The sequence below is a fragment of the Actinopolyspora sabaoui genome, from assembly GCF_051225635.1.
Lineage (GTDB): Bacteria > Actinomycetota > Actinomycetes > Mycobacteriales > Pseudonocardiaceae > Actinopolyspora.
Window position 1 is genome coordinate 49,857 of sequence record NZ_JBMIHH010000007.1, and the last position, 14,189, is coordinate 64,045.

The window sequence follows — 14,189 nt, forward strand, 5'->3', positions numbered from 1 at the left end:
CGCGATTTTCCACGGTCGCCGAGAACGTTCGAACCAGAAATGCACCGGGAGCTACCTTCCCGGATTCCCGCTCCACGAGGGCTCCACGAGAAGCTCCCCTTTCTCGGTCAATAATACAAACGCAGTAATTTGTTGACCCGATCACCACGGGTCGGATGAGTCGGCATGCGTAACTTACCCGCACCGCCTGTGGCGAGGACAATAAAACACTTTTGCTTGAAAATTTCCCGTGAAATATTCACATGCACCGAAGCGAAAATTAATCGACAAGGTGTGCGAAAGTGCCCAAGAATAACCTGAAAAGATTCATAGCAGTACTCGCCGTTTGCGGAGCGCTCACAAGCATTAATGCGGGTTCCGCGGCAGCCGTCCCCGCCAGTGTGTGTGATCAGCAGGCACGTTTCGCCACGGCACAGCTCTGCGGTGACCGTAGCGCCGACACGTATGGGTTCTTCGTCACATTCAAATATCCGAATGTTTCCTACGGAGGACCACCACCGTACGGATCTGCCACGTTCAACAACGAAACCGAATTCTTCACGAAAAACGACCTCAGCAAGTCGTTCGCACTCGGGCTCGAAATATCTTACGACGGCACGAATACCCAGTATTAGCCGTACTGGATAGACTACGCCGCCGGCTATGAAAAACATTACATCGGCCAGCCCTCCGGAACCGCCGACGGTGTGAACCACACGTTCATGGCCATCCCATCCTGCGACGGCTGCAAAAAGTGGGACCTTTACTACGATTTCGAGAAGATCGCGACCACAGTCGCTCACCCCAATCCGGATTCTCGGCACCTCACTACCGGATGGACTCTTGTCGACATGTACGGAAAAGTCGCGATCGACGAAACCAGCAACCGTCTGATGTACCTGAACGGGAACAATACTTTTTCCCGGTACAGGATGAGTGAAGTGTCGACCCGCGTCCCGGAGGGGAACTGTGCGCCGGGGGCGGATCCGAACTACTGTTTCCGCTTCGAGAGCAGCATAACCAAGAAATCTGGGTCAGAATACGAATACGCGGTTGCGTGGAAAACCAGCAAGAATATCGTGAGCCCTGGTTCCGCCATGAAAGCGGCACCGTACTCAGCGTCCTCGCGAACCTCCGAAGACGAGTTCCAACGCCTGGTCGCACGAGCGCAAAAAATCGTTGACCAGCAACTGGGTTGAGCATATCGACCATTTGCGAGAGGCCTAACGAGCACTCCTCCCCGAAAGAAAGAGAACCGTGAAAAACACCAAGGCTCGCATGATCTTGTCCACGCTACTGGCCGCGGGGATGAGCTGCACCCTGTTTACACCTGTCGCGGTGGCCGAGAAACCGAAGATTCGCCAGACAGCGGAGCGAACAAGCACGTTCCAGGAACGCGCCGAACAGCTTCTTCAGGAATGCAAGGAACACCCAGAGGCGGCCAAAAGCGATAAGGGGTGGATCAAAAATAGGTTCGAAAGCTGTCACCACAAAAGGTATGATCTCGTTGTCACCACCAAGAAACCCGTGGTGAAAATGGGTACGCTGGATTTCGACAGATGGGTCGTAGGTATCGCTCGAAACGGTTCTCGCCGAATCGATTACCAATCGAGCATAGAGAACATCGAAACCACTACGGCGCCTGGCTACGATTCCAGCAAATGGTCGATAGAACTGAACTTCTCCAGCGTCACCTACGGCAGCGGTAATTTGGTCGCGCCCGAGCGGGAGACTCGTAAGGACCTCCTGACTGAATGGCGGAAAAATCCACGGTGGCATATCACCTACACCTCCCCGGAAGAAGGAGCGACAGAACCGTACAAAACCGTGGAAGCCGGGGTTTTCATCGACATGACCATCGACGCTCCCGAGGCGGAGTCCTGGCAGCCACCGGAGAATTGGCGATCCAAGTTTCGCTTCGACAGCGCCGGTAAGACCCTGGGGAAACCCAAGGGAACCGTCCTCACCGAAGCCCGAGTGGAAATTCCTTTCAGTCTGAGCAGTTCCAAGTTCCCCGAAAGCGCCCGACATTATAGCGATGCGATCAAAAAACCAGTTACCACGTTTCCGTCGATAGTGGGCAAAAACATCCCGGGAATCGAAGAGCCATTGCACCGAACGATGGACAAAGAACAGAAAGAAGCCAACAACAGGGCGGCGATAAGGACTTGCAAGGATGTATGGGGTTCGTACGACGGCCAACTGATGAACTGCGATGAGTATCCTTTCGCGTCAACCGAGGAAGGGGCGGCCAACAGCAACGGAAACTATTCGGCCAGGCTCATCGACGCTGCCGACAATCAAGCGGCCGGACGTTGGCTGAACAAGCACTACCAGCAGAACAGGATCATCGACGGCGACCCATTCTACATAACCATAGTTCCTTAACGTGGTGATCCACACCGCCTCGCGTGGTCCCGTGCCCCACGTGAGGCGGTGTGACACAATATACTCATGGAGACACTGCCGGAAAGCATCGAGGTTTCACCCGATCGGGGAGTTATCGGCTTCTACGGCGACCATATCGATGATTTCGACCTCGATCTTCCCCATGAGCCCAGAAGCGGAGTGCTGGAAAGCAACGGTAACGAGTGTTATCTACACACGAAACAAACCTCAGCCCCGATCACGTTGCTTTTCACTCCATCCGTTCCCGAAGTCGCGAACCACGAACTCCTGGGAGAGACCGTGCTCGACATCCCCACCGGAGGGGTTGTCGTCAGCGAAGTCACGATGGGGGATCACGGGCCGTTCGAGCTGCCCGACGGGCCGGGCAGCTATCGCGTCAGGATTTACGGAGACCCATCACGGGCGCTGCGAGCCGCGGAAGTCGTGGATCGACTGCTCGACGACGACACCGAAGGACCGTTGCGAGCTCGCGAGAACGGCGAGAACCTTGAGCGGTACTACGTACGGCTCGGGCGTCTCGGCGAGGCATCCGAACCGGGAAAGCATCTGGAGTGAGTGGACAAGATCCCCAGGTCACAGGATCACTTCACGTCGAGTGGTCCTGGGACAGACGTGCCAACGCCGCGGTTTTCAAGTTCGGCGAGGAATTTTCGGGCAACTCTGCCGAGACACTGAAGGTGCGCGACAAAAACGGTGAAACGGTCGCGCTTCTCGATTTCTCGCAAAACGGCGAACTGTTGAAACTTGAGCTGCTGAACGCGGAAAAGCACATGCCGCGTTCATGTCGGGATTGAGATCCGGTTCTGCGCGGTAACGGCTCGTCGGGCATGGTGCGCAGCGCCGATCGGGATCGCATCGTGGCGGACACGCGGAGACCCCGGCCTGTTCCGAAGCCAGGGTCGTCCGTGATCATCCGAAGGAGTGCCGCGACCGGCCGGAGGGAAGGCCCACCGCTCAGTTGTCGATCGGGAACCGCAGCAGCGCTCCGACGCCGTCGGCCAGACCGGTGCCGGACTCCACCAGATCGGCGCGGGCGCTGGTCTCGGCACACGTCTTGAGCAGGAACGCCTCGCGCTCGGTTCCGGTGCCGTACTCCAGCAGCAGGGTGTCCACCGCGCCCATCTCGGCGGCCCGGGCCACCGGGTGGTCACCGTGCACGGCCTGCCCGTGCGCCAGTCCGGTGTTGAGCTGCTCGGCGCGCTCCTGCGCGTTGCGGGAGCTCTCCTTCTCGGCCAGCTCGCGCACCTGTTCGGCCAGGGCCTGCTCCGCGGCCTCGTCCTGGTTACCGCCTCGGTCGGCATCCACGCGCAGCTCGGCCAGCCGCTCGGTCAGCTTGTCGCGGATCATGGTGCGGGCCTGCGTCTCACCCGCCAGCACCAGCAGTTGCGGCCGGAATTCGGCCTCGATGGTGCGCAGCCGCGCGACGATGTCCTCGGCGTTGTGCTCGACGGCCTGCTCGGCACGGCGCTGCAAGTGCTTGTGCGCCAGGGCCGCGCCACGCGGTTTGTGCGTGTCGGTCTCGGCACCGCCCTCGACGGTCTCGCTGCCCAGCTCCCGGGGATGGTGCTGCTGCGCCAGGACCTCCTGCCGAGCCACCGCCCCCTGCTCGTCGGCGATGACCACCAGCATGCGCACCGAGCGGCACTCCTCGCGCACGTAGGCGCCCAGTTCCGGCAGTCGCGTCCAGTACTGCGTGTCACCGGCTCCCAGGGCGGCGTCCCACGGCTCGGCGAGCAGCACTCCGTCGTTCTCGGTGGCCACCAGCACCCGCCCGTTGGCCTGTTCCTCGCCGTACTCGACGTCGAGGACGTACGCTTCGAGCGCGTCCAGCACCTCGTCACCGGCGCCCGCGCCGGCCAATTGTTCGCGCAGGCCACGCCACCGCAGTCGCAGCTGATCGGCCGACTCCTCACTCGGGGAGCGTCCCTCCAGGTACACCGTGGCGAACGGTCCCTCGCTCTCGTAGACCGACCGCAGCCGCGTCAAGTCCATCATCGTTCCCCTCTCTCAACTCCAAGGACCGTCCTGCCGATCGACGGGTCGAGCACTCGCGAGGAGCGCTCACTCGTCGATCACAGCCACTGGCATGTGCATGCCCCGCACACATCGCGGCAAACCCACAGAGTGCCACAAAGTGACGTAGATCACGTTTACCGACCACGGCGGCGCGGGCACTGCGATAAGAGCCACACCGAAGAGAACTCAGCGGGCCGGGCCAGGGGTCCGGTGCGCGAGAGGGAACGAGCCGAAGGAGTTCGATGGCAGAGATCTGGCAGAGCGAGCCCATGCGCGACTTCGCCGAGCAGGTACGGCAGCGCGCCGAAATGTCCTCGCTCGACGAGGCGTCCCGTGTCGCTCGCGCCACCCTGACCACGCTGGCCGAGGCCGTCAGCGCCGGACAGGTCGACGAGCTGGCCGAAGGGCTGCCGGACGAGATGCGAAACGAACTCTCCCAGCGCAGCGGGCAGGCCCGTTCGCTGAACAAGCTCGAGTTCCTGGACCGTGTCAGCGGCGAGATCGCCACCACCGACCTGGAGACGACCGAGGACCAGGTCAGGGCGGTACTGACCACCCTGCGCGAGTGGGCGCCCGCCGGCGAGACCTCCGACACCGTCGAGCAGCTGCCCGGCCCCATCGCCGGGCTCTTCCAGTAGCGCCCAGCGAGGCCCCGGGGCTCCCGGGCGAATCTCGGGCTCCTGGGGCTCCCCGGCGAATCTCGAGAGTTCCCAATGATCGCACTCGGCAGCCAGTGACCGCACCCGGTGCCCGAGCGAAGCCGTACCGGCACTCCTGCGCGGCGATTTCGCGAGAAATTGACGCGGGGTTCGGTGGTGCCGTTCGTACATTTCGCGAGAAATTGACGCGCTTCAGGGGGTTCCCTGCTGCTGCCTGACCCGGTCGAGTTCCGCTTGGGCGAGCACGAACTCCACGCGGGACTTGTCCGGCCAGCGCAGTTTCTCCTTGGCGAACTCCAGCTCGGGACGCTGCGCCTCGGAGATCCAGAGCAGTTCGGGAGGTTGCTCACCGCTCGTTCCCAGCAGCGCAACCAAGGAGCGCGACCACGCCAACCACATCTCCCGCTCGGACTCCTTGGCGGCGTCAGCGAAGGAGAGGGCGGCGCAGGACCGCTTGCCGTGAACCGTGAGCTTTCCCAACGGACCTCGCCCGGAAGGACCGGCATCGTTGAAGATCTCGTCCAGCCCACCGAGAACCGCGGCGATCGGCAACGACAGAATCATCAACGAGATCCACATCGTGCCACGAAGTATCCGCATCGTCCTGCTGGATCCGTGTGGCTTACCGTTCTTTCGCCGCTCGGGCACTGCGTACTCCAAGGAACGAACGTGGAATCGGATCACCGAAGTGCGCTCAAATCCGAGCTGGTCGGCGACAATACGCACCTCCTCGCGCCGCCGCTCGGAAACCGGAGTTTCGTCGAACTCCGTTGACTCGACCATTCGAATCCCCCATAGGAAACATCATCGGGTAACCGAAATCAGCAATCGGATTCTCGATTCCCTGCGAACGTCCCGTTCGTCGTGACGTGCTTTCAGGCGGTGTCGTCCTCGTCCGGCAGCCATTCGACCGTTTCGAATATCCCCCGGGCCAGGTCGGCGATGTCGGTCCAGTCCTCGGTGTTGTTGCTCGTGACCGAAACCCCCAGGATGTCCGACACGGCAGGACTGGGGATCCACGCCGTGATCGCGTGATTGGTTATCTCGACGGTCTCCTCGCCAACTTCGAGAGCGCTGGGGGTGGCCGTACGGGTCACGACCGCTTCGCCCACCGGAAGCTCGACCACTTCGACTTCCGTGTCCGCCTGATTGCCGTAGTACTGTTCCAGCGCGGCGACGGCGGTGTGCCGTGAGGTCCGCTCGGTGCCGAACACGAAGCAGCTGACCACCAGCATCAATGGTCGTTGCGCGTCCTGGGCCGACCGGAAAACGGCGGCGGCGTTGTAGTGCGCTCCGCCCGCCTCGGCGGAGGCGCCGAGCGTCATCAGCATCGCCGCGATACCGGCCAGCCCCTGGTCTATCTCGGTGTCCTCGGGCAGGCCGAACCGGACCGCTACGGCCGAAGCGAGCGCGTGCAGCTTCTCCTCGGTCGGCTCTCCGTCGGGAAGTTCGATGAAGCCTTCGGGAAGCACCAGCGAGTAGCGGGGTACTTCCCGAGCAGTGTCCGTTGTATCGGTGGTATCGGTGGTCTCGGTGGTGTCGGTCATCGTGGTTCGTTGTTCCAGGTGGCGTTGACGAAGCGGGTGACGAGCTTGCGTTCCTCGATCGTGGGGCAGAAGAAGGCCCGGCAACCGTCCGGCCAGGCGACCTCGATGCTCCGCTGCGAGGCGTGGTGGAACCGGACCGAGGCGGACTCGTCGCTCTGCCACACCACACGCGGCTGCTTGTCCGGCTTGTTCAGCACCACCACCGCCACCCGCGAGTGGGAAACCACCAACCACAACCGGCGCTGCGTGCGTTTCACCTTGTCGATCAGCGAGGTCGGTCCGGGATTGCTCTTCGAACCGGATACGGAGATGACGCCCGTTTTCTTTTCCTTTTTGGGTTTTTCCTTAACTACTCCGAACACTTCGAGCCACTCACGAATAACTCCGAAAGCAACAATTATCGGACTCAGGACAACAAAGGAAACAGGAGCGAAAACCCTAAACCAGGCGGGCTTTGTGCCAAATTCCTGACGGCCAGAAAAATTTTTCAGATCAAATTTTTCCCATTTGAAGTAGATAGCCTGACAGTGCTCACCCCAAGAGCTTAACCCCCACTCGTCGATAAACTTTCGCACTTGCTCGTGACCAGTAGTTTCGTGGTCAGCATTATTCGCAACCGTCATCGGACAACCTCACCCAAGTTTCCGCTGCACGTAGGACTCAGCCTGACTCGAAGCATGCTGCAATCCTTCGTTGATACCCACTTTCTTGACCGACTCCACACCACTCCCCGCAAGAATCCCCACAGCCGAGAACGGATCTTTTATCTCAACCCCGGGGAACTTGTTCAGCAAATCAACCGACTTAGCATGCGTGAACGTAGCCGCATTTTGGATCGCCTCAGTGGGCTTCGCCATGAGCTCCGCGTTAGTCACAGGAGTTATATCGACTTTCCCTTCGACACCTGTAGCATTCTTAATCACTCTTGAATCTACGGTGACTTTTCCTGCCCCAGTTACGATATCGCCCATTTTACCGAGCTTGCTCGGTATTTTGGACGCCGAGGCGACTCTTCCTGCCTGTGACGCCGCGTTCTTCGCACCGGCGACGAGGCGCCCACCGGGAATGACTCCGATGGCGTCCATACCGATCTTCCCCCAGGAGACATCGGCACCACCGGCCTTGGCCAGCGCGTTGGTTCCCAGCGCGGCGGCGCTGACGGTTATGGCGGCGGCCGAGGTGACCGCGTTGACTCCTGGGATCCAGGAGGTCGCGATCGCGACGACGCCGAGCACGGTGCTCACGGTGCTGAGCACGTCGCCGATCTGTTTCAGGAGTTCGGCGTGGTCCTCGACCCACTGCCACGCCTGGTCCGCGACCTCGCTGATGCTCTCGCCGAGTTCTTCGAGCGCGTCGCCGAGGCGTTCCAGCAGGCCGGGTTTCTCCGGCGCCTCGTCGGTGGCGCGGCGTAACGCGTTCTCCACCTGCTTGGCCAGCTCGTCGTGCTGCCGCAACAGGCGTTCGGCCTGGTCCAGGATCGCTTGCAGCTCGTTGTCAGCCTCACGCAGCGCCGCCTGCGCCGTGTCGAGTCGGCGCTGCGCCTGCTGCAAGGATTCCTGGTCCGGGAATCGCTGGTTGGCCAGGTTCAGATCCGGGTTCGACTCCGCCTCGCGGAGACGTTTCCGCGCGGCAGCGGCCTTGGCCTCGTAGTCCCGCGCCCGCTGCTGGAACGAGCTCAGATCGTGCGACCACTGCGTGAGCGTCCGTGAGGCGTCACCCAGCGAACGGTGCGCCTGCCGCAGGTACTCGGGTAATTCGCCCACGGTGTCCTGGAACGCCTCGGCGGCCTTGCCATGCCACAGACCTTCCTGACTGCTGATCTTCGACAGCGCCTCGTGGGCGCTTCCCATCCTGGTGGCCACCTTGCCGAGGTCGGTGGCCACCGACTCGACCGTGGCGACGGCGCCGGGGGCGGGATCGAAGCCCAGTGCCGGGTATTCGGAGTTTCCGCTCATCGTCGTCCTCGTAAGCACTCGTCCGGGTTGTCGATCACTCACCGATCAACCGAGTGGTGTGTCCACTGTGGCTTCAGCGGTCGTCACTGCCCCGCCATGCGTTGCTCGATGGCCGACATCTCACCCTGCGACTCCTGCGATCCCCCTCCGCCGGAGCCGTCCGAGGAGGACTGCTGCGAGACAGCGGAGGCGAGCAGCGAAACGACCTCCTGTTCGAGCTTGGCGTAGGTCTCGCGTGCGGAGCCCAACGCGTCGCTGGTGGCCTTCGCCCCTTCGGCGATCTTCTCGATGCCGTGCGACCAGCGTTCCCGGAATCCCTCGCTGGCATCGTCGATGCCGGGGCTGCCCAGGTCACGACCTCTGGCATCGCTGAGCGCCCTGTTCGCCGCTGTGATGTCGTCGGCGGCGTGGTCCAGATCGCTGATCAGCCGTGTCAGTTTCTCGATGTCGACGCGATAACCGTCACCCACGAAACCTCCCCGAACGAACGATCGTCGCTTCGGCAACGTAGCAATCACGAGGATCTTTCGGGGGCGGAACGAGATATCCGTATCCGGGAGGAGTCCAGCACCTCCTCGCCGCTTCCCGGTACTGCTCGGCCGCAGCGCGGTCACGAATAGGTACGGGCATCTCGCCCGAAGAATCACGTGGAAGATTGTTCGCCGGAGTAGAGGCTCCTCGGGCGCTCCGATGTGGAACCCCGCTTCCACCATCCTCGCGCGGCCCACGCCCCGAGCAGTGCGCCCGCCGTGTTGAGGATGACGTCATCGGTGCTGCTCACTCTCCCCACTGCCAGGACGTACTGGGTGATCTCCACGGCGAGTGAGGCCGTCAGGGCCACCAAACCGATCCGCGCGAGTGAGCGCGCCCACCGGAATCGCAACGGCAGGACCGCACCGAGCGGCAGCAGTAGCACCGTGTTCGCCACCAACTGCACCACCGCAGCGGTCTCCCCTAGCCGCACACCGTCGAAAGCGGATGCCAGTTCCGCCCCGGGCCGCAAGCTCAGCTGACTCGGTGCGCCATAGGCCGGGCTGAACACCAAATACGCCACTGGTAAGCACGACAGGACCACGGCCACCTCCCCGGCGGCTTGCCACCGATCACGCCGAAATTTGGCCCACGCCCACCAGAGCAACATCGCTACCGGCATCCCGATCAGTGCCACCACGAGAAGATCGCCGAAGGAACGAAGTAGCTGTGTCACACGCTTCATGATCCCGTGGGGTCCCCGCCCGGCCGGGTGGGAGCGGGGAGGGAGGCCCGGCCGGGCGGGGTTTTTGGTGGTGGCGGTTTGTACATTTCGCGCGAAATTGACACCGCTGCGTGGGATGTGCGCGGCGATTTCGTGGGAAATTGACGCCCCGCCACCGGGGCCCGGGGTGTCTCGGCAGTGTCGGGGTTGGCCGAGTACACGGTTCCGGGCCGGTCTTCACGGGGGTGTGGACTGCGGAGGGGCGGGAGAGCGGGAAGGCGCTGGGGTGTCTACAGGCGGTGTAGCCCGTGGAGGACGCGGCGCATCAAGGCCAGCTCGGGATGCTCTGCCACCGACGCGGGATCAGGGGAGACAGCTGAAGCGGCGGGCTGGTTAGTCGGATGCGGCGTTGCCGGTGCAGGTTCCAACGACGGAGCCACCGGGGCCGGTGGGCTGACACCGAACAGGTGCGGATGCTCGTCCGGGTCGCACAGCGGCCAGCCGATCAACTCGGTGGTGGGATGCTCGTCCCGGAAGTACGCTTCCAGCCGCAGTGCGGCCAACCGTCGGGCGGCCGGGCCGCTGCCGCCCGCGTGCCGGTGCCGATAACTCACCCGGTTGCCCCAGCCACCCAGCACGATCGCGGTTGCGGCCAGCACCACGGCGGTGGTCAGCAGCATCGCCGGATGGGTACTCATTCCGCCTCACCCCGCCTACGGAACTCGTCCGGGTCGATCGACCCGGATTCCGGCGGTTGGCCGCCGCCGAAGGCCAGCCCGGCGGCGTAGTCACGGAGTTCATCGGAGAGCCGCTGCAATATTCCGGCCAGTTCGGCGCACTGTCTGGGGGTGGCCTGCCGGGCCGGAATGTCGTAGGAGGCCTGTTCCAGCTTCCACTGCTCATGGGCCAGCCACATGCCCAACCTGCCCGCATAACTGGTCACCGCGACCCACCCCCAGCACGCACCGCAGCGTGCAGCACATCCCGCAACTCAATGGCCTGCTCGACCGTCCACACCGTCCGGTTGAACACCGTGGGCGTCTCGATCCGAATCAACCCCGGCGTCCACCGCGAGATCCACACCCGCAACGACGACGACCAGCCCGACTCATTGCCACACCACACCCGCACCCCCCGGATGACGGACCTCGTAGCTCTCCGACATGGCACAACCACCTTTCTTTCGGTTCCGGAGACATGATCAGTCTCCGGAGACATATGTGGCAATCCCTCGATCAGGTGGCAATGAACGAGATGTTGCGGCAGCTAGGCTTGGTGCATGCCCGGAGACGTGGAGCATCACTCACCGCAGGCTCGATTGCTCGGCGCGGAACTTCGTGAACTGCGCAAAGAAGCCGGTATCCCCGTTCGAGAACTGGCGAAGCGCGTCCAGCTGGGACATGCCGCTGTCTCCCGCTATGAGACAGGAGTTCGTTCGCCCTCCCGCGATCTTCTGGCGCGACTACTGGTGGAGCTTGGCGCTTCCGGCGAGCGCTACGACGAACTCATGGAGCTACAGCGGCGTGCTTCCGAACCGAACTTGATCGGCGACAGTCGTTCGGGCCTGCACAAGCATCTGCTGAACCTGGCGGAGTTCGAACGCACAGCCACTCGGATCGTGCACATCGCACCGCTGGTTATCCCCGGGCCGTTGCAGACACGCTCCTATGCCGAAGAGATCATGGCGAGCTTGTCCGGCGAAGAACGTCACCTCCGAGTCGAACTCCGGATGGCACGCAGTAGCGAGGTGCTCAGCACCCGCAAACTCGACGCGATCATCTGCGAACGCGTGCTGCGCGATGACATCGGCGGACAGGGAGTGCTCGCCGAACAACTACGCCATCTGGCCACCACGGCATCGAACTCGAACGCCACCATCCGGATACTTCCCGAACGGCTACAACGCTGGACACTGGCCCACAACGGTTCGTTCGTGCTGTTCGAGTTCCCGAAGGCATCACCGATCATCCACTTGGAACACTACCGTGGCCCCGCCTTCATCTATGACCAGAAAGACGTTGAGGCATACCGCAAAGCGCTGGATAACCTCACGGACGCCGCCATGAGCCCCAATGAATCACTCCAGCTCATGGACACACTCGCGGAACAAACGGAAGGAAACACCCCAGCATGACGGCACCGACGAACTGGCGGAAATCCAGCCGTTCCAACCCCAACGACTCCTGCGTCGAGGTCGGCCGCACCCATGACGGCGCCGCCGTCCGCGACACCAAGAACCGCGCCGCCGGACACTTCACCACCACCGGCCAGCAGTGGACCACGTTCATCAACGCGGTGAAGAACAACCACTTCGACTGAACCCCAGCGCACAACACAGCGCCTCCGGAGCGTTCCGGAGGCGCTGTTGCTGTCCCATCCCCGCGTGCGCGGGGCCTACGCGACGAGTACGACCCGTGTGACCCTCCGGACAGGTCTATCCCCGCGTGCGCGGGGCCTACCGACGAGACACCGCAGGCGCGTGTCCAGCTCAAGGTCTATCCCCGCGTGCGCGGGGCCTACCGACGAGACACCGCAGGCGCGTGTCCAGCTCAAGGTCTATCCCCGCGTGCGCGGGGCCTACCTGCCAGACTCTACGGACGTTGTGTGCGGCACGTGGTCTATCCCCGCGTGCGCGGGGCCTACAAGGACGGGGCCGGCGTTGGTGCGGTGTCAGGGGGTCTATCCCCGCGTGCGCGGGGCCTACGCCACCAGCGGCGTGGTGTTCAGCGACAACCAGGGTCTATCCCCGCGTGCGCGGGGCCTACACTCACTGCGCTGGGACTCTAGCGCGGCGAAGGCGCTGTGAACACCACTCCGTCACACCTCATCGGACAGATGCCAACTCGCTCTCGGGCTACAAGTCCGGGATATCGTTCAAGTCGGCGCTCACCAGTACCTTCCCGTCCGGCGTTTCGAGCTCATGCGGAGCGAGCTTGGAGACACCGACGCCCTGAAGCAAACCGAAGTTCACCAGGTAGGTATCGCCATCGGAGTCCATAGCGGGCACAACGGCTTTCGACTGCATGAGCTTAAGTACCTTCTCGGTGACTTGCTCCGGAGTTCCCCCGAAGAACTCGATGGTCACCTGAAGTCCCGGGGCACGTACGTAAACGGGCTGGAGTTGTTCCGCTGCCACTGAGTTACGACCTCTCAACTCGGTTCGGTGACCGTAAGCTCCGCCAGCGGTTCCACCAACCGATCGCCACAGCTCAGCGACGAGATACCGCCGGCACGTCTCGGCATACCCTCGGGGGAGCGTCCGCTATGGGACGACACTTGGAGGTCAGCCGAAAGCCATCGACTGGCCCCGGCACGAGACACGTGAACTCCCGGCACGATCATGACGCGGACATCATGCCACGGAAACGAGCCTGTACGGGACGAGCGCGGGCAAAGAAACACGCCAATTCACAACGAAGAAGGGGAGACCACCAAGCGGTACGAGTGGTGTACGGTCCCGGCAACTCGTCACATCGTCACGGATATCGGTAACGAGCCTCGGAGCCCGCACATCCAACCGAGATCGACTCTGGAAGCATTCTCGTCGGCCAGCCAATAAAACGAGACGAGGCTCCTTGCTCGGAGCCTGGCCCGCGAAGGGCCGCGCACGCATTCACTACGAGCATTTCAGGGGCGGCAACCGTGCACGAAACGGGCGATGTCCCGACGGATCAACGCTGGTTCTGGACGCCGGAGTGGCAATCTGGCGAAGCCGAAGCCACTCAACAGATCGCCGATGGCGAGTGCTCCGAAGCCTTCACCAGCGCGGCAGAGCTGTTCGCCGCCATCGACGACGAGTCGACGTGAGACAGCGCGGACAGATCACCGGGACCAACCACCACGAGCGTGGAATTCGTAGCGACATCGCCGAGGAACTGGAGAGAAAATAATGCCACCGCAGCACCCCCAGGGCTGGCGCAAATCGAGCTACAGCGGACAAGACACCAACTGCGTCGAGGTCGGCCGCACCCACGACGGCGCCGCCGTCCGCGATACCAAGGACCGCGCCGCCGGACACTTCACCACCACCGAGCAGCAGTGGGCCACGTTCATCAACGCGGTGAAGAACAACCACTTCGACTGAACCCCAGCGAACAAACACAGCGCCTCCGGAACAGCACTCCGGAGGCGCTTTTGCTGTCCCAGCCCCCGCGTGCGCGGGGCCTACGAGATCGACCGGCTCGGGATCGAACCGCACGAGGGTCCATCCCCGCGTGCGCGGGGCCTACCTATCGGGGCGACGGATCATTGTTCAACACCGAGGTCTATCCCCGCGTGCGCGGGGCCTACGACGGCTGGACGATCGAACTACTGTCCATCGGCGGTCTATCCCCGCGTGCGCGGGGCCTACCACCGGCCGGTGCCCCCACAGCACCAGCCCGTGGGTCTCTCCCCGCGTGCGCGGGGCCTACACTCACTGCGCTGGGAT

Annotated in this window: 19 protein-coding genes and 1 CRISPR repeat array; of the genes, 9 read left to right on the forward strand and 10 right to left on the reverse strand. The window is 62.8% G+C overall.

Annotated elements, in window-relative coordinates; translation table 11 throughout:
• The first annotated feature begins 701 nt into the window (after positions 1-701).
• From ACOQFL_RS14765 to ACOQFL_RS14780, 4 genes are all read left to right on the forward strand, one after another.
• On the forward strand, positions 702-1,178 hold the full coding sequence (locus tag ACOQFL_RS14765) for a hypothetical protein (RefSeq protein WP_435544738.1): 477 nt from the start codon (positions 702-704) through the stop codon (positions 1,176-1,178).
• Positions 1,179-1,236: 58 nt separating this feature from the next.
• The gene (locus tag ACOQFL_RS14770) at positions 1,237-2,367 is read left to right on the forward strand and encodes a NucA/NucB deoxyribonuclease domain-containing protein (RefSeq protein WP_435544739.1); all 1,131 of its coding nucleotides are present in this window, start codon (positions 1,237-1,239) and stop codon (positions 2,365-2,367) included.
• Between the two features lie 66 nt (positions 2,368-2,433).
• On the forward strand, positions 2,434-2,943 hold the full coding sequence (locus tag ACOQFL_RS14775) for a hypothetical protein (RefSeq protein ID WP_435544740.1): 510 nt from the start codon (positions 2,434-2,436) through the stop codon (positions 2,941-2,943).
• The gene (locus tag ACOQFL_RS14780; RefSeq protein WP_435544741.1) at positions 2,940-3,182 is read left to right on the forward strand and encodes a hypothetical protein; all 243 of its coding nucleotides are present in this window, start codon (positions 2,940-2,942) and stop codon (positions 3,180-3,182) included. Before ACOQFL_RS14775 ends, ACOQFL_RS14780 begins: the two co-directional genes overlap by 4 nt.
• A 160-nt stretch (positions 3,183-3,342) precedes the next feature.
• Here ACOQFL_RS14780 and ACOQFL_RS14785 read toward each other — a convergent pair whose 3' ends face one another.
• Entirely contained in the window at positions 3,343-4,383 is a 1,041-nt protein-coding gene (locus tag ACOQFL_RS14785) for a baeRF2 domain-containing protein (RefSeq protein WP_435544742.1), read from the reverse strand.
• Between the two features lie 263 nt (positions 4,384-4,646).
• Here ACOQFL_RS14785 and ACOQFL_RS14790 point away from each other — a divergent pair, with 263 nt between their 5' ends.
• A complete protein-coding gene (locus ACOQFL_RS14790) occupies positions 4,647-5,042 on the forward strand; it encodes a DUF2267 domain-containing protein (RefSeq protein WP_435544743.1) in 396 nt (131 codons plus the stop codon).
• 213 nt (positions 5,043-5,255) lie between these two features.
• On the opposite strand, the gene ACOQFL_RS14795 is transcribed toward ACOQFL_RS14790, so the two are convergent.
• The 8 genes from ACOQFL_RS14795 to ACOQFL_RS14830 form a co-directional block, all read right to left on the reverse strand.
• On the reverse strand, positions 5,256-5,846 hold the full coding sequence (locus ACOQFL_RS14795) for a hypothetical protein (protein ID WP_435544744.1): 591 nt from the start codon (positions 5,844-5,846) through the stop codon (positions 5,256-5,258).
• Positions 5,847-5,938: 92 nt separating this feature from the next.
• Entirely contained in the window at positions 5,939-6,610 is a 672-nt protein-coding gene (locus ACOQFL_RS14800) for a hypothetical protein (protein WP_435544745.1), read from the reverse strand.
• Positions 6,607-7,233 (reverse strand): hypothetical protein, encoded by a 627-nt coding sequence (locus tag ACOQFL_RS14805; RefSeq protein WP_435544746.1) that lies wholly within the window; start codon positions 7,231-7,233, stop codon positions 6,607-6,609. The genes ACOQFL_RS14800 and ACOQFL_RS14805 overlap by 4 nt, the downstream gene beginning before the upstream one ends.
• A 9-nt stretch (positions 7,234-7,242) precedes the next feature.
• Entirely contained in the window at positions 7,243-8,565 is a 1,323-nt protein-coding gene (locus tag ACOQFL_RS14810; protein WP_435544747.1) for a WXG100 family type VII secretion target, read from the reverse strand.
• Between the two features lie 83 nt (positions 8,566-8,648).
• Positions 8,649-9,035 carry a DUF6317 family protein gene (locus ACOQFL_RS14815; protein WP_435544748.1) on the reverse strand — a complete coding sequence of 129 codons (387 nt, stop codon included), beginning with the start codon at positions 9,033-9,035 and terminating at the stop codon, positions 8,649-8,651.
• Between the two features lie 173 nt (positions 9,036-9,208).
• On the reverse strand, positions 9,209-9,772 hold the full coding sequence (locus tag ACOQFL_RS14820; RefSeq protein ID WP_435544749.1) for a VanZ family protein: 564 nt from the start codon (positions 9,770-9,772) through the stop codon (positions 9,209-9,211).
• Between the two features lie 278 nt (positions 9,773-10,050).
• Positions 10,051-10,458, reverse strand: coding sequence for a hypothetical protein (locus tag ACOQFL_RS14825; RefSeq protein ID WP_435544750.1), 408 nt, complete (start codon positions 10,456-10,458; stop codon positions 10,051-10,053).
• Complete coding sequence (locus ACOQFL_RS14830; protein WP_435544751.1) at positions 10,455-10,703, reverse strand: hypothetical protein; 249 nt, start codon at positions 10,701-10,703, stop codon at positions 10,455-10,457. The genes ACOQFL_RS14825 and ACOQFL_RS14830 overlap by 4 nt, the downstream gene beginning before the upstream one ends.
• Before the next feature lie 336 nt (positions 10,704-11,039).
• Between ACOQFL_RS14830 and ACOQFL_RS14835 the strand changes: the two genes are divergently transcribed.
• Both ACOQFL_RS14835 and ACOQFL_RS14840 read left to right on the forward strand, forming a co-directional pair.
• Complete coding sequence (locus ACOQFL_RS14835; protein WP_435544752.1) at positions 11,040-11,894, forward strand: helix-turn-helix domain-containing protein; 855 nt, start codon at positions 11,040-11,042, stop codon at positions 11,892-11,894.
• On the forward strand, positions 11,891-12,079 hold the full coding sequence (locus tag ACOQFL_RS14840) for a DUF397 domain-containing protein (protein ID WP_435544753.1): 189 nt from the start codon (positions 11,891-11,893) through the stop codon (positions 12,077-12,079). The genes ACOQFL_RS14835 and ACOQFL_RS14840 overlap by 4 nt, the downstream gene beginning before the upstream one ends.
• A 51-nt stretch (positions 12,080-12,130) precedes the next feature.
• A CRISPR array of direct repeats spans positions 12,131-12,525; the repeat unit is 28 nt; unit sequence GGTCTATCCCCGCGTGCGCGGGGCCTAC.
• Between the two features lie 89 nt (positions 12,526-12,614).
• Here the strand turns inward: ACOQFL_RS14840 and ACOQFL_RS14845 are convergent.
• On the reverse strand, positions 12,615-12,845 hold the full coding sequence (locus ACOQFL_RS14845) for a hypothetical protein (RefSeq protein WP_143012994.1): 231 nt from the start codon (positions 12,843-12,845) through the stop codon (positions 12,615-12,617).
• 557 nt (positions 12,846-13,402) lie between these two features.
• Between ACOQFL_RS14845 and ACOQFL_RS14850 the strand changes: the two genes are divergently transcribed.
• Complete coding sequence (locus ACOQFL_RS14850; RefSeq protein ID WP_435544754.1) at positions 13,403-13,567, forward strand: hypothetical protein; 165 nt, start codon at positions 13,403-13,405, stop codon at positions 13,565-13,567.
• A gap of 82 nt (positions 13,568-13,649) precedes the next feature.
• On the forward strand, positions 13,650-13,844 hold the full coding sequence (locus tag ACOQFL_RS14855; protein ID WP_435544755.1) for a DUF397 domain-containing protein: 195 nt from the start codon (positions 13,650-13,652) through the stop codon (positions 13,842-13,844).
• Positions 13,845-14,189: the final 345 nt, after the last annotated feature.

Excerpts from the sequence above, each read along its gene's own strand:
- ACOQFL_RS14765 (WP_435544738.1), top strand. The coding sequence starts at position 702 with ATGGCCATCCCATCCTGCGACGGCTGCAAAAAGTGGGACCTTTACTAC.
- ACOQFL_RS14775 (WP_435544740.1), top strand. The coding sequence starts at position 2,434 with ATGGAGACACTGCCGGAAAGCATCGAGGTTTCACCCGATCGGGGAGTT.
- ACOQFL_RS14785 (WP_435544742.1), bottom strand. The coding sequence starts at position 4,383 with ATGATGGACTTGACGCGGCTGCGGTCGGTCTACGAGAGCGAGGGACCG.
- ACOQFL_RS14790 (WP_435544743.1), top strand. The coding sequence starts at position 4,647 with ATGGCAGAGATCTGGCAGAGCGAGCCCATGCGCGACTTCGCCGAGCAG.
- ACOQFL_RS14795 (WP_435544744.1), bottom strand. The coding sequence starts at position 5,846 with ATGGTCGAGTCAACGGAGTTCGACGAAACTCCGGTTTCCGAGCGGCGG.
- ACOQFL_RS14800 (WP_435544745.1), bottom strand. The coding sequence starts at position 6,610 with ATGACCGACACCACCGAGACCACCGATACCACCGATACAACGGACACT.
- ACOQFL_RS14805 (WP_435544746.1), bottom strand. The coding sequence starts at position 7,233 with ATGACGGTTGCGAATAATGCTGACCACGAAACTACTGGTCACGAGCAA.
- ACOQFL_RS14810 (WP_435544747.1), bottom strand. The coding sequence starts at position 8,565 with ATGAGCGGAAACTCCGAATACCCGGCACTGGGCTTCGATCCCGCCCCC.
- ACOQFL_RS14825 (WP_435544750.1), bottom strand. The coding sequence starts at position 10,458 with ATGAGTACCCATCCGGCGATGCTGCTGACCACCGCCGTGGTGCTGGCC.
- ACOQFL_RS14835 (WP_435544752.1), top strand. The coding sequence starts at position 11,040 with ATGCCCGGAGACGTGGAGCATCACTCACCGCAGGCTCGATTGCTCGGC.
- ACOQFL_RS14840 (WP_435544753.1), top strand. The coding sequence starts at position 11,891 with ATGACGGCACCGACGAACTGGCGGAAATCCAGCCGTTCCAACCCCAAC.
- ACOQFL_RS14855 (WP_435544755.1), top strand. The coding sequence starts at position 13,650 with ATGCCACCGCAGCACCCCCAGGGCTGGCGCAAATCGAGCTACAGCGGA.